15 protein-coding genes and 1 tRNA gene are annotated in these 15,810 nt (G+C 71.0%); 7 read left to right on the top strand and 9 right to left on the bottom strand.

Going from position 1 to position 15,810, the window contains the following annotated elements; translation table 11 throughout:
• The first annotated feature begins 106 nt into the window (after nt 1–106).
• Nucleotides 107–1,345, top strand: a complete 1,239-nt coding sequence (locus tag AB4030_RS10660) for an MFS transporter (protein ID WP_442279195.1) — start codon at nt 107–109, stop codon at nt 1,343–1,345.
• Nucleotides 1,346–1,444: 99 nt separating this feature from the next.
• Here the strand turns inward: AB4030_RS10660 and AB4030_RS10655 are convergent, their stop codons facing one another.
• The 3 genes from AB4030_RS10655 to AB4030_RS10645 all read right to left on the bottom strand — a co-directional run bounded on the left by AB4030_RS10655 (nt 1,445) and on the right by AB4030_RS10645 (nt 4,209).
• On the bottom strand, nt 1,445–1,951 hold the full coding sequence (locus tag AB4030_RS10655; RefSeq protein WP_442279194.1) for a GNAT family N-acetyltransferase: 507 nt from the start codon (nt 1,949–1,951) through the stop codon (nt 1,445–1,447).
• Entirely contained in the window at nt 1,948–3,090 is a 1,143-nt protein-coding gene (locus AB4030_RS10650) for a phosphotransferase (protein WP_442279193.1), read from the bottom strand. The genes AB4030_RS10655 and AB4030_RS10650 overlap by 4 nt, the downstream gene beginning before the upstream one ends.
• Before the next feature lie 342 nt (nt 3,091–3,432).
• Nucleotides 3,433–4,209: a nuclear transport factor 2 family protein gene (locus AB4030_RS10645; RefSeq protein WP_442279192.1), complete on the bottom strand. Its 777-nt coding sequence runs from the start codon at nt 4,207–4,209 to the stop codon at nt 3,433–3,435.
• Between the two features lie 45 nt (nt 4,210–4,254).
• Between AB4030_RS10645 and AB4030_RS10640 the strand changes: the two genes are divergently transcribed.
• The 5 genes from AB4030_RS10640 (at nt 4,255) to AB4030_RS10620 (ending at nt 7,541) form a co-directional block, all read left to right on the top strand.
• Nucleotides 4,255–4,488: a YlcI/YnfO family protein gene (locus AB4030_RS10640; protein ID WP_442279191.1), complete on the top strand. Its 234-nt coding sequence runs from the start codon at nt 4,255–4,257 to the stop codon at nt 4,486–4,488.
• Entirely contained in the window at nt 4,424–4,807 is a 384-nt protein-coding gene (locus AB4030_RS10635) for a type II toxin-antitoxin system PemK/MazF family toxin (protein ID WP_442279190.1), read from the top strand. Before AB4030_RS10640 ends, AB4030_RS10635 begins: the two co-directional genes overlap by 65 nt.
• Before the next feature lie 454 nt (nt 4,808–5,261).
• Nucleotides 5,262–6,575 (top strand): vanadium-dependent haloperoxidase, encoded by a 1,314-nt coding sequence (locus AB4030_RS10630; RefSeq protein WP_442279189.1) that lies wholly within the window; start codon nt 5,262–5,264, stop codon nt 6,573–6,575.
• Between the two features lie 54 nt (nt 6,576–6,629).
• On the top strand, nt 6,630–7,115 hold the full coding sequence (locus AB4030_RS10625; protein WP_442279188.1) for a hypothetical protein: 486 nt from the start codon (nt 6,630–6,632) through the stop codon (nt 7,113–7,115).
• Between the two features lie 288 nt (nt 7,116–7,403).
• On the top strand, nt 7,404–7,541 hold the full coding sequence (locus AB4030_RS10620; protein WP_442279187.1) for a hypothetical protein: 138 nt from the start codon (nt 7,404–7,406) through the stop codon (nt 7,539–7,541).
• A gap of 14 nt (nt 7,542–7,555) precedes the next feature.
• On the opposite strand, the gene AB4030_RS10615 is transcribed toward AB4030_RS10620, so the two are convergent.
• Nucleotides 7,556–7,632 (bottom strand) — tRNA-Thr (locus AB4030_RS10615).
• Between the two features lie 270 nt (nt 7,633–7,902).
• Here AB4030_RS10615 and AB4030_RS10610 point away from each other — a divergent pair.
• Nucleotides 7,903–8,829, top strand: coding sequence for an NADP-dependent oxidoreductase (locus AB4030_RS10610; RefSeq protein WP_442279320.1), 927 nt, complete (start codon nt 7,903–7,905; stop codon nt 8,827–8,829).
• 54 nt (nt 8,830–8,883) lie between these two features.
• Here AB4030_RS10610 and AB4030_RS10605 read toward each other — a convergent pair whose 3' ends face one another.
• The 5 genes from AB4030_RS10605 to tmk all read right to left on the bottom strand — a co-directional run bounded on the left by AB4030_RS10605 (nt 8,884) and on the right by tmk (nt 15,766).
• Nucleotides 8,884–10,596: an alpha/beta hydrolase gene (locus AB4030_RS10605; protein ID WP_442279186.1), complete on the bottom strand. Its 1,713-nt coding sequence runs from the start codon at nt 10,594–10,596 to the stop codon at nt 8,884–8,886.
• Entirely contained in the window at nt 10,527–12,275 is a 1,749-nt protein-coding gene (locus AB4030_RS10600) for an alpha/beta hydrolase (RefSeq protein ID WP_442279185.1), read from the bottom strand. The genes AB4030_RS10605 and AB4030_RS10600 overlap by 70 nt, the downstream gene beginning before the upstream one ends.
• Nucleotides 12,269–13,822: an alpha/beta hydrolase gene (locus tag AB4030_RS10595; RefSeq protein ID WP_442279184.1), complete on the bottom strand. Its 1,554-nt coding sequence runs from the start codon at nt 13,820–13,822 to the stop codon at nt 12,269–12,271. Before AB4030_RS10595 ends, AB4030_RS10600 begins: the two co-directional genes overlap by 7 nt.
• Before the next feature lie 115 nt (nt 13,823–13,937).
• Entirely contained in the window at nt 13,938–15,098 is a 1,161-nt protein-coding gene (locus AB4030_RS10590; protein ID WP_442279183.1) for a DNA polymerase III subunit delta', read from the bottom strand.
• A gap of 8 nt (nt 15,099–15,106) precedes the next feature.
• Nucleotides 15,107–15,766 carry a dTMP kinase gene (gene tmk, locus AB4030_RS10585; RefSeq protein WP_442279182.1) on the bottom strand — a complete coding sequence of 220 codons (660 nt, stop codon included), beginning with the start codon at nt 15,764–15,766 and terminating at the stop codon, nt 15,107–15,109.
• Nucleotides 15,767–15,810 lie beyond the last annotated feature (44 nt).

Below are 15,810 nucleotides of genomic sequence, written 5' to 3'. Positions count from 1 at the left end.
CCCGCGCCGTCGTAGAATCACGGTGCACAGGGATCCGGCGTGACCTGATGGGCGGGTAGGCACGCAGCCGTGTCGCGCACCCCGCGACCAGATCCGGAGCCGCCCTGTGTCACCCATCGACTCGTACCGCCACCTCTTCGGCCTCACCGGCCGCACCTACATCGTCGTCGCGTTCCTGGCTCGTCTGCCGCTCGCGATGAGCCAGCTGGGCACCCTCCTGCTCGTGTCCGCCGCCACCGGCAGCTACGGCGCGGGCGGCTTCTGCGCCGGTGCGCTCGCCGTGGCCAACGCCGTCGGGGCGCCCTTCTGGGGTTCCCGCGCCGACCGGGTCGGTCAGCGCCGCGTCGTGGCCTTCCAGTCCATCGCCGGCGGTCTCGGCATCGTCGGCGTCCTCGTCGTCGTGGCCGCCGGACTCCCCTGGGGCGTGGCCGCGGTCGCGAGTGCGGTCGCGGGTCTGCTTCTGCCGCAGATCGGTCCGCTGGCACGGGTGCGGTGGCGGCCCATCACCGCAGCCTCGGGATCGCGCCAGCACGGCCTCGTCGACGCCGCCTTCTCCTACGAGGGGGCTGCCGACGAGGCGTCCTTCGTCCTCGGCCCTGCCCTCGTCGGGCTCGGGGTGTCCGTCGCCAGCCCGACCGCGGCCCTGGCCCTCGCGGCTGCCGGTCTCGCGGTGTTCGGCACCTGGTTCGCCCTGCACGAGACCGCGGACGTGACGCACGCGGCGACCTCGAGGGCGACCGGTGCCGTCGGCCCGCTCCTGACGCCGGCGCTCGTCGTCCTCGGCGTCGCCCAGCTGCTCGTCGGCAGTGTCTTCGGCTCCGTCCAGACCGGCACCTCGGTGCTCGCCACCACGGCCGGCTCCCCCGGCCTGACCGGCTACTTCCACGCCCTCCTCGGCGTCGGCAGCGTCATCGCGGGCCTCGCGGTCGCGGGGCTGCCGGCCCGGTTCGCGCTGCCGACGCGGTTGCGCTGGTTCGCTGCCGGCCTGCTCGCGCTGTCGGCCCCGTTGCTGCTCGTCGGTTCGCTGCCGGCGCTCGTTCCCGTGCTCCTCGTGCTGGGCTGCACCGTCGCGCCCTACATGATCACGACCTTCACCCTGGGCGAGCGCGTCACGCCGCCCTCCCGCACCGGCGCCGCCATGACGGTGCTCGCCGCTGCGACCGGACTCGGGTATGCCGTCGGCGCCGCCCTGGCCGGTCGCCTCGCCGACTGGGGCGGCCACACGCCGGCGTATGCCGTCACCGTCGGCGCCGGCGCAGCTGCGGTCCTCGTGTCGTGGGGTGCGCGTCGCGTCCTCGAGCGCGCCGAGCTCCACCGGCAGCCCGACCCCGCCACGCACCCGTAGCCCAGCGGCTGGACCCGCTAACCCCGCCCCGGCGGACTTGTGGCAGCCCCCAGACCCGAACCAGGCCCCTTGACCCCGCCCCGGCGGAGTTGCTGCGGGTCAGGGGCGCAGGCGCATCCGCATCGCCGGCCACGCGGTCGGGGTGAAGCCGAGCTCGTCGTACAGGCCCGATCCCTCCCCGGTGGCGAAGAGCTCGACCACCATGGCCTCGGTCTCGTCACGCAGCCAGTCCAGGACCCCGACGACGCAGGCACGCGCCAACCCCTGACGCCGCGCCTCGGGCAGCGTCGCGACATTGCTGACCAGACCCCAGACGCCGTTCGGGTTGACCGGCGACGGGGTCTCGAAGCGCAGGCCGGCCATCGCGCCGGCCACGACCGTGCCGTCGGGGTCCTCGGCCAGCACGACGCACGCCCGCAGGCCGCCCAGCTCCCGCTCGAACCACGTGGTCGCGGCCTCGCGCCAGCCCGGGTCGTCGACGCCCAGGACGCCCATGGCCGAGAACATCAGGGCCCGGAGCCCCGTGACGGCAGCGGCGTCGGCGGGCGTCGCACGCCGCGTGGTCCACGGCCCCTGCGCCACCTGCCCCGTCGTCTGCCCGGTCACTGGAGCGTCCCGCCCGTGAAGGCCGGTGCGAGCGGCACGTCGGTCGCGGCATACGTCGTCTCGACGGCCCGCGCTAGCCGCTGCGCGACCTCGGCCAGCCCCGGCAGAGCGCGCCCGTCGGCCGCCGTGCGCAGGAAACGCAGCACTCGGTCGGGCATGCGCGGCATCGGCTTGACCGGGTTGGTGCGCTGGGTCTCGCCGTCGACGAGCGGACCGGGACACCAGCTGCCAGCCAGCCACGCCCAGGCCTCGGTGGCGAGGTCGAGGTCGTGGTCGAAGCCGGCGCCCAACACCTCCGGCCAGACCGACCCGACCGACTCGCGCCAGCGGTCGAGGGCGACGTGCGCTGCAGCGGCCGCCAGCGACCACGCGCACCAGCACGTCGGCCACGGCACCCGGAGGTAGGCGGCGTCCCACGCGACCGGTCGCCACACCGCGAACTCGAAGTCGAGAAGCGCTACATCGCCGGAGTCGCGGACGAGGTTGTTGTCGGGGCACATGTCGGCGGCCGAGAGGCTGCTCGCATCGACCCGGAACCGCCCCGGCACCCCGGCGAGAACGTCGAAGATCCCCTGGGGCACGTCCACGTCGAGGGCCGTGGCCAGCCGGCCCCACTCGGTCGCTGCCGTGGCGAGCTGGCCGGGCAGGTAGTCGATCTCGACGCGGCTCTCCGGCTCGCCGGCGGCGCGGGCCAGCACCCCTGCCTCGAAGGCTTCGCGAGTGTCACGACCTGCGCGGTGCAAGCCCGCCAGGGCCGTCGCCCAGCCCGACAGCGTCTCGGCCGCCAGGTCGGCATCGGCGCCGAGCAGCGCGTCGGCGAGGTGCGTCCCCTCCCCCAGGTCGGCCATGACGACGAGCCGCGGGTCGCTGCTCTCGGCGACGAGGCCGGGGGTGCCGGCGAAGCCCGCGAGGGCCGCCAGGGCCGAGGCCTCACGGGCGAATGCCTCCCGCCCGTCCTCGCCGAGGTAGCGCTTGACGACGAGGGACCGCCCGGCCGAGCGGACCCGCACGACGAGGGTTCGACGGCTACCGGGGAAGGCATCGCCCAGCACCTCGAGACGCTCGCCGACGAGCCCCGAGGCGACCCGAAGCGTCTCGTCCAGCAGGTCCGGGTTCGGGGACGGCGAGGTCACGGTCACCGGCGTCACTGTGCCAGATCGCGAACCCGGGAGCAGGCTCCACGGGACCCCTCACGGGCCCAGCCACATACCGCTCATTCGAGGCATTCAAAACTTCTGGCACAAATTTGGCGAAACCCGGTACATACGGCCATGGGTTGATTACTGTCACACATGTAACACCCCCCCGGCTGGCACGCACCCCCCCCATCCGCACCAGCCTCGAAGGAGTCCGTCCTGCGCGCGCAGGCGGGCTCCTTCGCAATTTCCCCCCGCGTATGCCGTGACCGCGGGTCCTCCGGTCACGGCTCGGCGCCTTCGGCCCGACGTTCGCCGGAGCCGCCGCAGCAGCCAGCGCTCCGACTAGTTCCAGAACTCGTCGTTGCGGGCTGTGTCCTCGAAGAACTGGCGGGCCTCGGTGACGCGCCCGTCGCGAAGCTCGAAGACGACGACGGCGCTCTGTTCCAGGCTGTCCGTGCCACGAGTGGCCTGGTTCCGGTTCAACGCCACCGTGTGGTTGTCGCCGCTCACGACGTCGTCGAGGGTGACGGCCAAGGTCCCACCCGAACGCGTCATCAGCTCGCCGAAGAAGGACAGGATTTCGTCCCGCCCTCGCTTCGCCCCCGAGAGTGACCCGCTGCCGGGCACGTGCCAGACGGCATCCTCAGCGAAGAGCTCAGTGAGGGTGGCCATGTCACCGGCACTGAACGCCGCGTACCCACGGCGGATGACCTCTACGTCCTCGGTTGTGCCCATTGCCGATCTCCTTCCTTGCCCGACTGCGCCGACCGTTGCTGAACCAAACAACGCTATCCCCGGCGTCCGGACCGTGTCCCTCGAACAGCCGAGCCAGAAGGAAGGGCACCCCGGGGGCCTGCCGGCAGACTCGGGGCAGAAGAAAGGCCCCGACCCTGGCGAGAAGGGGGCCTGACCTGTGATGTTGCGTGGAGCCTGCTGGTCGACATCCAATCCAACGGCAACGAAGGCATCGGCAAACCCGAGGCGTTGAAGCACGACTTCGCCGGCTACTGGTCCCGACGAATCACCGACGAGCATCGCCTCCTCTACAAGATCACCAGCGATGAAGTCCGCATCGCTGCCTGCCGGTACCACTACGGATAGCCGCTCGATCTGCGGCACGAGCGTGCATCCCATATTGGGATTCAATGCAGTATCCTCGTCTACATGAGCACCCAGATTGCAGTCCGCCTGCCCGACGAGATGGTGGCCTTCCTCGACCGTGCTGTGGCCGCGGGCGAGGCACCGAGCAGGGCAGCCCTCGTCACGTCGGCACTGGAACGAGAGATGCGCCGGCTGGTCGCAGAGCACGACGTTCGGATACTTGGCGCCAAGGGTGCGGCGGACGATCTTGACGACCTCGTGGCGTGGACCAGCACCCACATTCGGGTCGAGGACTGACCGGGTGCGAGAGATCTGCCTGGTCCGCCTCGACAAGACGCGACCAGCGCTGGTCCTGACCCGGGAAGCTGCTCGGGGTGCGATGACCAAGGTGACCGTGGCCCCCATCACCGGCACCATCAAGGGGTTGTCCAGCGAGGTGGCGGTGGGACCCTGCAACGGGCTGGACCACAACTGCGTGGTCTCGTTGGACAACGTCCTCACCGTTCCGGTGGGCGCGCTCGGGCCCACGGTCGGCTACCTCAGCCCCGCACAGGAAAGGCAGCTGGCGCGAGCTGCCGTCCTGGCATACGACCTCGACGTGCCACTTCTCGAGTAGCTCACGGCGGCACGATCGGACGTCCCGTCCGCGGCATGACCTGGCGAGCGTAGCCGCCCTCAACGCGGCATGGTCGGGCGAGCGTCTTCCCGCGCAGCATGTCCGCAGGTTCCCGGAATTATCCGACCCTAAGCAGGTGCAGCCACAAGGGGGAACATCGGCGCTCATGGCCTTTTGTCTCTGCGAGAGCGACTTCTACACGAAATACTTGTACGAGCACCCTAACGGCTGGAGAAGTGCCGACTTTATCGGTCAGAGATGGCGGGCCACACAAGCATGTCCGCGCCGTCTTACTGAAAACTGTCTGACGGGCGGCTCATTCTTGGAATTCGTCGACATTCAGCCGACGCCGGGAGTAGACCGGAAGATTGTACGGGTGACGCCGGTCAAACCGGTCGGGATGCCCGGCAAAGGAGGGCATTCGGGTACACGCCCGTCGGGACGGAGTCTTCCCATGTCCACTGAAACCAACCCCAGGTCCCTGCTATCGAGGCGTCGGCTCTGCTCGGCCGCCGTCGCGATCCTCCTGATGGTCACCGGCATAGCCGCGGCGAGCAACACGGCATCGGCGGCGCCGCCGGCGCGCGATCCGACAGTGATCTCGGACTGGAACGCGATCGCGGTCAAGACCTTGGTCGGCGACACGACCAAGACCGGACATCCACAGGTCCTGCTCTATCTGGGCCTCGTGCAGGCTGCCGTGTACGACGCCGTCGTCGGCATCGACCGGCGCTACGAGCCGTATCGCTTCCACGGCCGCCCGGCGCAGCCGGCCTCGACGCAGGCCGCAGCGGTGGCCGCAGCGCACCGTGTGCTTATCAGGTACTTCCCGTACGCGCAGGCGGCTCTTGATGCCGACTACGCGACGTCGTTGGCGCAGATCCCTGACGGGAAGGCCAAGGACCACGGGACCGCCTTCGGCGTTCGCGTTGCGGACAGCCTGATCGCCGCGCGTGCCAACGACGGACGAGATGCGCCCATCTTCTTCACCCAGTCACCGGCACCCGGCGTGTGGCGCCCGACACCACCGGGCTTCGTGTCGATGCTCGACCCCTGGTTCGGGTTCGTGACCCCCCTGCTGGTGCACAGCGCCACCGAGTTCGCACCACCAGCTCCGCCGACGCTCACCTCCGCGAGGTACACCCGCGATTTCAACGAGGTCAAGGCATACGGCTCGGCAACCTCGACCAAACGCAGCCCCGAGCAGACTGCCACCGCCATCTTCTTCTCGGGCAATGCATTCGTACAAGCCAACGCCATACTGCGCGACCAGGCGTCGAAGCGCAGCCTCGACATCGTGCAGTCAGCTCGGATGTTCGCCGCAGCAGACATGAGCATGTCCGACGCGCTGCTCACGGTCTGGCGCGCGAAGTACATGTACGGATTCTGGCGACCGATCACGGCAGTCAACCTGGCGAACACCGACGGAAACCCCGCCACTCTCGCGGATCCGAACTGGGTGCCGCTGGCTACCACGCCGGCCTACCCGGAGTATCCCAGCGGTTACAACTCAGTCGCCGCATCATCGACCGGCGTGCTGCAAGCGCTGTTTCACACGCGGCAGCTGAACTTGACCGTCACCTCCACGGCCGTGCCCAACGTCAATCGTCACTACGACACCGGCAGCGCACTTCGGGCCGACGTCGTTGACGCCCGAGTCTGGTTGGGCTACCACTTCCGCTTTGCCGACCTCGCCAGCCGAGATCTCGCACTCAAGCTGTCTACCTGGACGGTCGCCCACTACTTCCAGCCAATCAGCGACAAATGACACGGAGCGCTATCACTAGCATCTCCTCGGCACAACCGAGCCTCCCCGGCCTAGGTGGCTAGGATCACCGTTTCCACCGACGTCATCCTCGGCAATCAACGCGATCTGGGCGTGCCGAGTCATCTCGGCACGTCCCTGCGTCCTCGCCGCCTCGCGTCGCCGGAACATCCCCACATCGGCATGTGGGTGTCCGGGTCGACGGCAAGCCGCTACCTCTCCACGCTGCGCTCGATGCTGGCGTTCGCGTTCGCGGACGGTCGCGTGACCCGGAATGTCGCAGCGATGGTCAAGCCGTCCAAGGCGGGGCGGGCTCGTCCTCAGGGCCAGTTCCTCGCTCTCGAAGAGCTCGAAGCGCTGGCCATCGCGTGCAACGGCCCGTACGCCGACGTGGTCCGGGTCCTCGGATTGTGCGGGCTGCGCTGGGGCGAGCTCGCCGGCCTGCAGGTCGGAGACCGTGTGAAGGTGCCGGGTGAGGGCCTGCGGCCGGAGCGGACCGTTCTCGCCAGCAGCTCGAAGGGCGGCCTCTACTCGACACGCTGAAGGGCCGCCGCTCGCGCACCGTCGCGCTGCCGGCGGCAGTCGTGCCGATCCTCGACGTCTGGTCCGCCGGCAAGGCACCCTCGGACTCATTGTTCAGTGCGCCCGGAGGCGGACCGCTCTCCGAGTCCAACTGGAAGCGCGCGGTCGGGTGGCGGGAGGCCTGTGCGGCCATCGGCCGTCCGAGCCTGCGGGCTCACGACCCGCGGCATACGGCGGCGTCGATCTGGCTAGGCGCGCGGGCGCAGACCCGAAGGTGGTCCAGCGCATCCGGGGCACGCTTCGGCCGCCATGACGATGGACCTCGACGGCCACCTGATCGGCCGCAACCTGTGGGAGGCGGCCCAGAAGATCGGGGGCACGGCGGGGGCATCTGAGACGCTCGCGAGAAACGGAAAGGCCCCCGACTCTCACGAGTTGGGGGCCTGACCTGTGCTGTTGCGTGGAGCCGCTTGTCGGAATCGAACCGACGACCTATTCATTACGAGTGAATCGCTCTGGCCGACTGAGCTAAAGCGGCTGGCCGCGACCGTCACCACGAGGGTGACCGGGCACGGAGGTTGAGTATACGCACCACCCCTGCCGGAGAAAAATCGCAGCTGACCGCCTGACGCGCCTGCGCCCGGAACGGCTCAGGACCACCCGGGACGGCCAGGGACTGCGCTGCGCTCGGCGGGAATGCGGCACCGTCCGCTCGGCCTTGTCCTCGAGGAGACCGTGACCGCGACTCCACCTGCGAAAGAAGAGGAGACCGTCGATGACCGAGACGAACGAGGCCACCGCCCCGGCGATGCGCGCCATGACCTACGAGACCTACGGGGGGCCGGAGAACCTCGCCCTCACCGAGCAGCCGCGACCCAAGGTCGGGCCCGGCGAGGTGCTCGTGCGGGTGCGCTCGGCATCGGTCAACCCGGTCGACTGGAAGCTGATGTCGGGCGGGCTCGATCCCGTCATGGACGTGCGCTTCCCGGTCGTGCCGGGCTGGGACGTCGCCGGCGTCGTCGAGGCCGTCGGCTTCGACACCCCGGAGTTCTCTCCCGGTGACGAGATCCTCGCCTACGCGCGCAAGGACTACGTCCACGGTGGCACGTTCGCCGAGCTCGTCACGGTCCCGGTGCGGGCCCTGGCCCGCAAGCCGGCCTCGATGTCGTGGGACGAGGCAGCCGGGCTGCCGCTCGCCGGACTCACCGCGCTGCGGCTGCTGCAGCGCCTCGAGGTCGGCACGGGCGACACCGTCCTCGTGCACGCCGCCGCCGGCGGCGTCGGCTCCCTGGCGGTCCAGATCGCCCGGTCGCTCGGAGCCCGCGTCATCGGGACCGCGTCCGAGCGCAACCACGACCGCCTCCGTGAGCTCGGGGCCGACCCGGTGGCATACGGCGACGGGGTGGTGGAGCGCGTCCGGGCGCTGGCCCCCGAGGGTGTGGACGCCGTCGCGGACTTCGTCGGCGACGTGCTCGACGTCACGACTGCCGTCCTCGCCGAGGGCGGCCGCCACGGCTCCATCGCCGACGCCTCGGTCACCGAAGCCGGGGGCCACTACGTCTGGGTGCGTCCCGACGGCGACGCGCTCACCCACCTGACCAGGCTCATCGAGGACGGTGCGCTGTCCGTGCCGATCGCCCAGACCTTCCCGCTGGAGCAGCTGGCAGACGCCTTCCGGCTCAACGCGGAAGGCCACACGGCCGGCAAGATCGTGGTCCGGGTCTCCACCGACTGACGGACCGGACCGGCCCGTGCGAGAACGGTAGGGACTGCTCGGTCGACGGACGCTTCACGCCCCGCACCGGAAGTCGCCCTCAGGCGCCTCGAACCGGGCCAGGTAGTCGTCGACGACGGCGTTCGCGCAGTCGTTGCCGGTGCCGTACGCGCCGTGGCCCTCCGCCGAGACGGTGACGAACCGGGACCGGACGATCTCCCCGGCCAGGGCCTCGGTGTCCTCGATGGGAGTCGTCCGGTCCCCGTCGTTGCCGATGACGAGCACGGGCGTCGACACCTCGGCTCCCACGAGCAGCGTCTCGCGGCGCACGCCGGTCCACCCGTCGCACGGGTCGGTCGACGGCGGTTGGATGCGGGCCCAGAGGGGGTGGTTGGCCAGGACGTCGTGGCTCGGCACCGCCGAGTCCCACGGCGACGGCGGCCAGTCGGAGCAGGTCACGAGCAGGTGCGAACGAGTGAAGGAGGTGGGGGCGTAGGTCCCGTCCTCGTTGCGCTCGACCATGCTCATGGCGAACAAGGCCAGCTCCGCGCCGTCGCCCTGGTGGACGGCCGTGTCCAGGGCGTCCACGAGGTCCGGCCATGCCTCCCGAGTCTCCAGCCCCAACCCGATCGCGGCGCTCGCCCAGCCCTCGGTCAGGTGGGGCAGGCTGGCCTCACCCGTCTCGAGCGGCTGCCTGTCCAGACGGTCGAGGAACGCGACGAGGGTGCGGGACACCGCGGGGGTGTCCGCGCCCAGCGGGCACGTGATGCTCGAGCCGCAGTCGGTCACGAAGTCGGTGAAGGCGTTGTCGAAGTCGTCGGCCGCGCCCCGCGCACTGGCATCGATGTCCTGCTGGCTGGGCTTCTCCTCCGCGAGCGCGTCGGGCAGGACGGCGGAGTCGAGGACCATGAGCCCCACCCTGCTGGTGAAGAAGTCGGCGTAGACGGCGCCGATCATGGTGCCGTAGCTGACGCCGTAGTAGTTGAGCCGCTCGTCGCCCACGGCTGAGCGCAGGACGTCGAGGTCTCGGGCGACGAACTCCGTGCCCATCCGGGCCGCGAGGGCGCCGCCGCTGGCGAGGCAGCGCCGGTTGCGCTCTGCAGGGGCTCGCTGCGCGGCGGCCCGTTCGGCGGCGGTGTCCGGGGTGGGGTCGGCGGCATACATCGCGTCGAGGTCGGCGTCGGTGAAGCATCGGACCGGGTCGGACTCCCCCATCCCTCGCGGGTCGAAGCCGACGATGTCGTAGCGTGCGCGCACGGCGTCGCCGAAGAAGGTCGGCGCGTCCCTGGCGAAGTCGATGCCCGAGCCGCCCGGGCCTCCGGGGTTGATGAACAGCGACCCGATGCGGGGTCCCGGCCCGGCGGCCGGCAGCCGGCGCAGCGCGATCGTCGTCCTCGCGCCGTTCGGTTGCCTGTAGTCGACCGGGACCTGGACGCTCCCGCAGTCGAAGGCCGCGTCGTCGTGGCACGACGCCCACGCCACTCGCTTGCCGTAGTAGGCGCGGAGCTCGGTCGGCTCGGGATCGACCGGGCCGGTGAAGCTGATCGGCGTCGTGCCCGGCCGGTCGCGGGCGGCGCCTCCCGAGGCAGCGGCAGACGTCGCGGGAGGACTGCTCGTGCCGCCGGACGAGGCGGCACCGGGCGCGTGAGAGGGCCCGGTGGCGAGCAGGAGGAGGGTCGCGAGGATCGCGAGGGAGACGAGAGGAGCGAGCAGTCGGCTCAGCAGGTCATGTCGTCGGCCGGCGCCGTTCCCCTGAGCAGGTAGCCGTCCACGGCGGAGTCCACGCACGAGTTGCCAGCGTAGTAGGTCCCGTGTCCGTCATGGTCGGAAGTGAGAAGAATGCCCGATGCGAGGTCCTGGGCCAGCTGCTTCGTGCCACCGATGGGCGTCGCCGGGTCGCGCAAGTTGCCGATGACGAGGATCGGGCCGGCGCCCTGCGCCAGGGTCGTGCCTTTGGGGGTGCGTCCGGGGGCCGGCCAGGTGCGGCAGTTGTCGTAGAGCTCGCCGGTCATCCGGGCCCACAGCGGGTGGGCCGCCTTGGCCGACTTCTGCTCCGCCGCGAGGGTGGGGTCCGACGTGAACCGGGGCCAGTCCGCGCACCGGACGGGGATCATCGCCTGCAGATAGGTGCTCGGTGCGTAGTCGCCGGTGATGTTCCGCTCGACGACCGACATGCCCTTGGCCAAGAGGATGTCGCCCTTGCCGGTGAACGCCTGGGCGAGCCCCTTGTTGAGGGTCGGCCACGACGTGTTGGAGTAGAGGCACATGAAGATCGAGAAGCCGACCCAGCCCTCCCCGATCGTCGCCAGACCCGGTTTGCTCGTCATCAGGCCGTGCTTCTCGACCTGGTCGAGCAGGTCGACGATCTTCTGGCGCGCGCTGCTCTTGTCACTGCCGAGGGCGCAGTCGCTCCGCGTGACGCACCAGCCGATGAAGGCGTCGATCGAGGACTCGAAGCCCTGGATGTCGTAGGTCATCTCCTGCTCGTCCGTCTGGTTCGGCGACATCGCCGAGTCGAGCACCATCCGGCCGACCTTCTGCGGGAACGTGTCGGCATAGATGGCCCCGAGGAACGTGCCGTAGGAGCCACCGAAGAAGTTCAGCTTGGGGTCGCCCAGGAGCACCCGCATGACATCCATGTCGCGCGCGACCTCGGTGGTGCTCATGTGCATCGCCCGGGCCCCGCCACGCGCAGCGCACCGCTTGGTCACGCCGTCGACGTCCGCGAGCAGCGTCGAGCGCTCGGCCGCCGAGTCGGGCGTCGGATCAGCGCTGAAGAGGAGGTCCATGTCGGAGTTGCTCAGGCACTGCACGGGGCTCGACGCTCCGATGCCCCGCGGGTCGAAGCCGACGATGTCGTATGCCGCCCGCACCGCGGGTGAGAAGACGAACGACGCGTACTGGGCGTACTCGACACCCGAGCCTCCGGGCCCGCCGGGGTTGATGACGAGGGAACCGATGCGCTTGCCCGGGTCGGTGGCCGGCGCCTTGCGCAGCGCGAGGGTGAAGCGGTCACCCTTCGGCTTGGCGTAGTCGACCGGCACCACCATGGTGGCGCACCGGTGCTTGGCGTTGTCGGCGCACGGGGACCAGTCGAGCTTCTGGGTGTAGAAGTCCGCGAGCGAGGCCGGATAGCCCTGTCCCGCAGTGCTGCTCGGGGAGGGAGTCACGTTCGACGGGCTCGGGGTCGCGGTGCCCGACGAGGTCACGGGAACCCGCGGCTGCGCGGCGGGTGTCGGGTTGCCGATGCGCCAGACGGCGAGGACGACGGCTGCGACGACGGCCACCACGGCGACAGCCGCGAGCACCGGTCGCTGCCACGAACGACCCTGCATCGCCCTGCCGGATCCGCCGGACGCGCCGGACCCGCCGGCGCTCGCGGTGGGCGGCGGGTAGTCGGGCGGCAGGGCGGCATACCCCGTCGGCCCGTCCGGGAGGTCGTCGGGGCGCGGGTCCTCGTTCAGCATCGCAGTCCGTCCTGGGGGACGCGCCCCTGCACGTAGTAGGCGTCGATGGCGCTGTCGACGCACGTGTTGCTCCGACCGTAGGCGGTGTGCCCGTCGCCGTCGTAGGACACGAGCACGGCGTTGTCGAGCTGGTCGCGCAGTCGCTTGGACCACTCGTAGATCGTCGCGGGGTCGCGCGTCGTGCCGACGACGACGATGGGGTCACTGCCGGCGGCGGTGATCTTGTGGGGGCCGTCGGTGGACTTCACCGGCCACACGCCACACGGCAGGGCTCCCCAGGCGAGGTTCGCGCCCCACGTCGGCGCCTTGGCCGAGAAGTCCTTGGCATAGGTCTCGTACGCGGACAGGTCGGGGCTGTCCGGCCGGTCGAGGCAGTTGACGGCGAAGATCGACTCCATGAGGTTGCCGTCGTAGCCACCCCCCGGGCGTCGCTGGGCGTACGCGTCGGCGAGCTGCATCAGGCTCTGGCCGTTGCCGGACTTCGCCTCCCTGAGCGCGTCGGTGAGCACGCCCCACGCACCCTGGTCGTAGAGCGCGACGGCGACGCCGAGGCGGGCCCACCCCTCGGTGAGCAGGGGCGCGCTCGGGTCGCCGGTGGGCAGCGGCTGGCGGTCGACCTGCCGGAAGAAGTCGTCGAGGCCCTTGAGGGCGGCCTCGGGCGTGTCACCGAGGGGGCAGTCCTCGACGACGCAGTTGTCGATGTAGGCCTTCGTGGCGATCTGGAAGCCGCGGGCCTGTCCCTCACCGAGCTCGGCGCTGGTCAGGTCGGGCGGGACGACGCCGTCGAGGACGACGCGACCGACGCGCTGCGGGAAGAGCCCGGCATAGGTGGAGCCGAGGAACGTGCCGTATGACTTGCCGAGGTAGTTCAGCTGCGCGTCGCCGACGGCCGCCCGCAGGATGTCCATGTCGCGCGCGGCGTCGGCCGTCGAGAGGTGCTTGACGAGATCGGGGTTGTCGGCCTGGCAGCCGGCGGCCATCGCCTTGGCCTGCGTCAGCAGCGCCTGCTCCTCACCCGCGTCGTCGGGCGTCGGGTCGGCCGCGAGGAAACGGTCGAGCGCCTTGTCGCTGAGGCAGTTGATCGGGTCGGAGCGCCCCACGCCGCGCGGGTCGAAACCGACGAGGTCGTAGTAGCGACGGACGTCCGGCCCGCCGATCGAGTCGGCCCCGCCGCGGACGTAGTCGATGCCGGACGCGCCGGGGCCTCCCGGGTTGACGAGGAGCGAGCCCAGACGCTTGGCCTGGTCACGGGCCTTGACCCGCGCGACCTTGATCGTGAGGTCCTTGGAGGGGTCGGGTGCGGCATGGTCGAGCGGGACCCGGAGGTCGGCGCACTCGAGGTTGCCGCACTTCGTCCAGTCCAACTTCTGCGCGTAGTAGGGGGCGAGCGCCTGGGTGGGCGCGGCCGTGGCGGCGGGGATCCCCGCCTTCGTCGGCGGCACGACCGGGCCCTCGGTCGTCGTGCAGCCCGCAGCAGCCAGCACCAGCGCCAGGGCCGCCACGGCGGCGGTGAGGGCGCGGGAGATCGCGGCAGGGCGTGTCGTCATGCCGGAAACGGTAACCGGTCGACCTGTCCGCAGCCGCTTCCTGCTCGCGTCGTGACCGCAGGGAGCCCGTATGCCGCGTGGCCGGGCAGGACTCCCCCGCCTCCATGGTGCCGCGTCACACGCCGAGGTCGCGCGGCACGCGCAGCTGCAGGGCCATGGCCTCGAGGGCGAGGAGCGGCGGCACGTTGGCGTTGATGCGGTCCCGGGCCTCGTTGATGGCATCCATCGCGCCGAGCAGCTGCTCGGGACCGAACACCCCGGCGAGCGCTCGCACCTTGTCGACGGCGTCGGGGTTGACGAGGTCGACGTCGGAGCGCAGGCGCAGCACGAGCGCGTCACGGTAGACCGACGTGAGGTCGACCAGGGCCCGGTCCACCACGTCACGGGCCGCGCGGGTGGCGCGGGTCTTCTGCTCGCGCTCGAGCGCTGCGACCTGCGAGCGGATGTGGGGTGGCTGGGTGCGGGCCGTCGGGTCGGCGCCCAGGGTCTCCATGAGGCGGGCCCGTTCGGCGGCGTCGCGCTCGGCGCTGGACGCGGTGGACTCCTCGTCGGCGATCTGCGCCAGGTCGGCGGCCGCGCCGATGGCGTCGCCGACGCCGAGGATCTTCGTCGCCATGGCGATGACGTCGCGGCGGCGGATCCGGGCCTGCTCGTCGCGGGCCAGCCGGCGCGCGAGGCCGACGTGCGACTGCGCGGCGCGGGCGGCATACAGCGCCATGGCGGGATCGACGCCGTCGCGACGCTGGAGCAGCTCGGCGACGGCCTCGACCGGCGGCGTGCGCAGACGCACGTGGCGAGAGCGCGAGCGGATGGTGACGATGACGTCCTCGAGGCTCGGCGCACAGAGCATCCAGACCGTGCGCGGGGTCGGCTCCTCCAGCGCCTTGAGCAAGGCGTCGGCGGGCGCGTCGGTGTAGGCGGTGAGACGGTCGGCGTCCTCGATGATGATGATCCGCCAGCGGCCCACGGAGGGGCGCAGGGCGGCCTCCTGGACGAGCGCACGGGCCTCGGCGACCTTGATCGACAGGCCCTCGGTGGCCACGACCTTGACGTCGGCGTGGCTGCCGTCGAGGGCGGTGCGGCACTCGCGGCACCGTCCGCACCCGCCGTGGGGGCACTGGAGGGCGGCCGCGAACGCGCGGGCCGCCGTCGAGCGCCCCGAGCCGGGCGGACCGGTGAAGAGCCACGCATGCGTCATCGCCGACTCGTCGCTCACCGCGCGCGACAGCGTCTCGATGGTGGGCTCCTGACCGACGAGGTCGTCCCAGACGCTCATCGACACGCTCATCGACGCAGTGCCAGGACGCGGTCGACGCCGTCGAGCACGGCAGCCTGCAGACGCTCGACCGGCTGGCTCGCGTCGAGGACGAGGTAGCGCTCGGGGTCGGCTGCGGCCAGCTCGAGGTAGCCGCGGCGGACTGCGGAGTGGAAGGCGTCGGCCTCGGACTCGAGACGGTCGTGGACGTCGCCGCGGCGCTCGCGCCCCACCTCCGGCGTGACGTCGAGGACGATGGTGAGGTCGGGCAGCAGTCCACCGACGGCCCAGTGCTGCAGCGCGGTGATCTCGTCGCGTCCGAGCTCGCGGCCGGCGCCCTGGTAGGTGATGGAGCTGTCGACGTAGCGATCGGTGATGACGACGCTGCCACGCGCGAGCGCCGGCTTGATCAGCTGGTCGACGTGGTGCGCCTTGTCGGCCGCGAAGAGCAGCGCCTCGGCGCGGGCCGCGACGTGGTCGCCGTGCAGGACCAGCTCGCGGATCTGGCCGCCGAGCGGGGTGCCGCCCGGCTGGCGGGTCACGACGACCTCGCGGCCGCGCTGCTCGAGCACCTCGGCGAGCAGCCGCGCCTGGGTCGACTTGCCGGCCCCGTCGCCGCCTTCGAAGCACACGAAGAGCCCGGGGGCAGTGTCGACTCGGTGGGTCGCGGCCGCGAGGATCTCCGTCACCCTCCGACCCTATGCGACCCCACCGTCAGGAACCGTCCCCGCAC

This window comes from Terrabacter sp. 2YAF2 (assembly GCF_052114705.1).
Classification (GTDB): Bacteria; Actinomycetota; Actinomycetes; order Actinomycetales; family Dermatophilaceae; genus Terrabacter.
The sequence above is the reverse complement of the archived record's forward strand: the minus strand, read 5'-3'. Positions and strand labels throughout refer to the sequence as shown.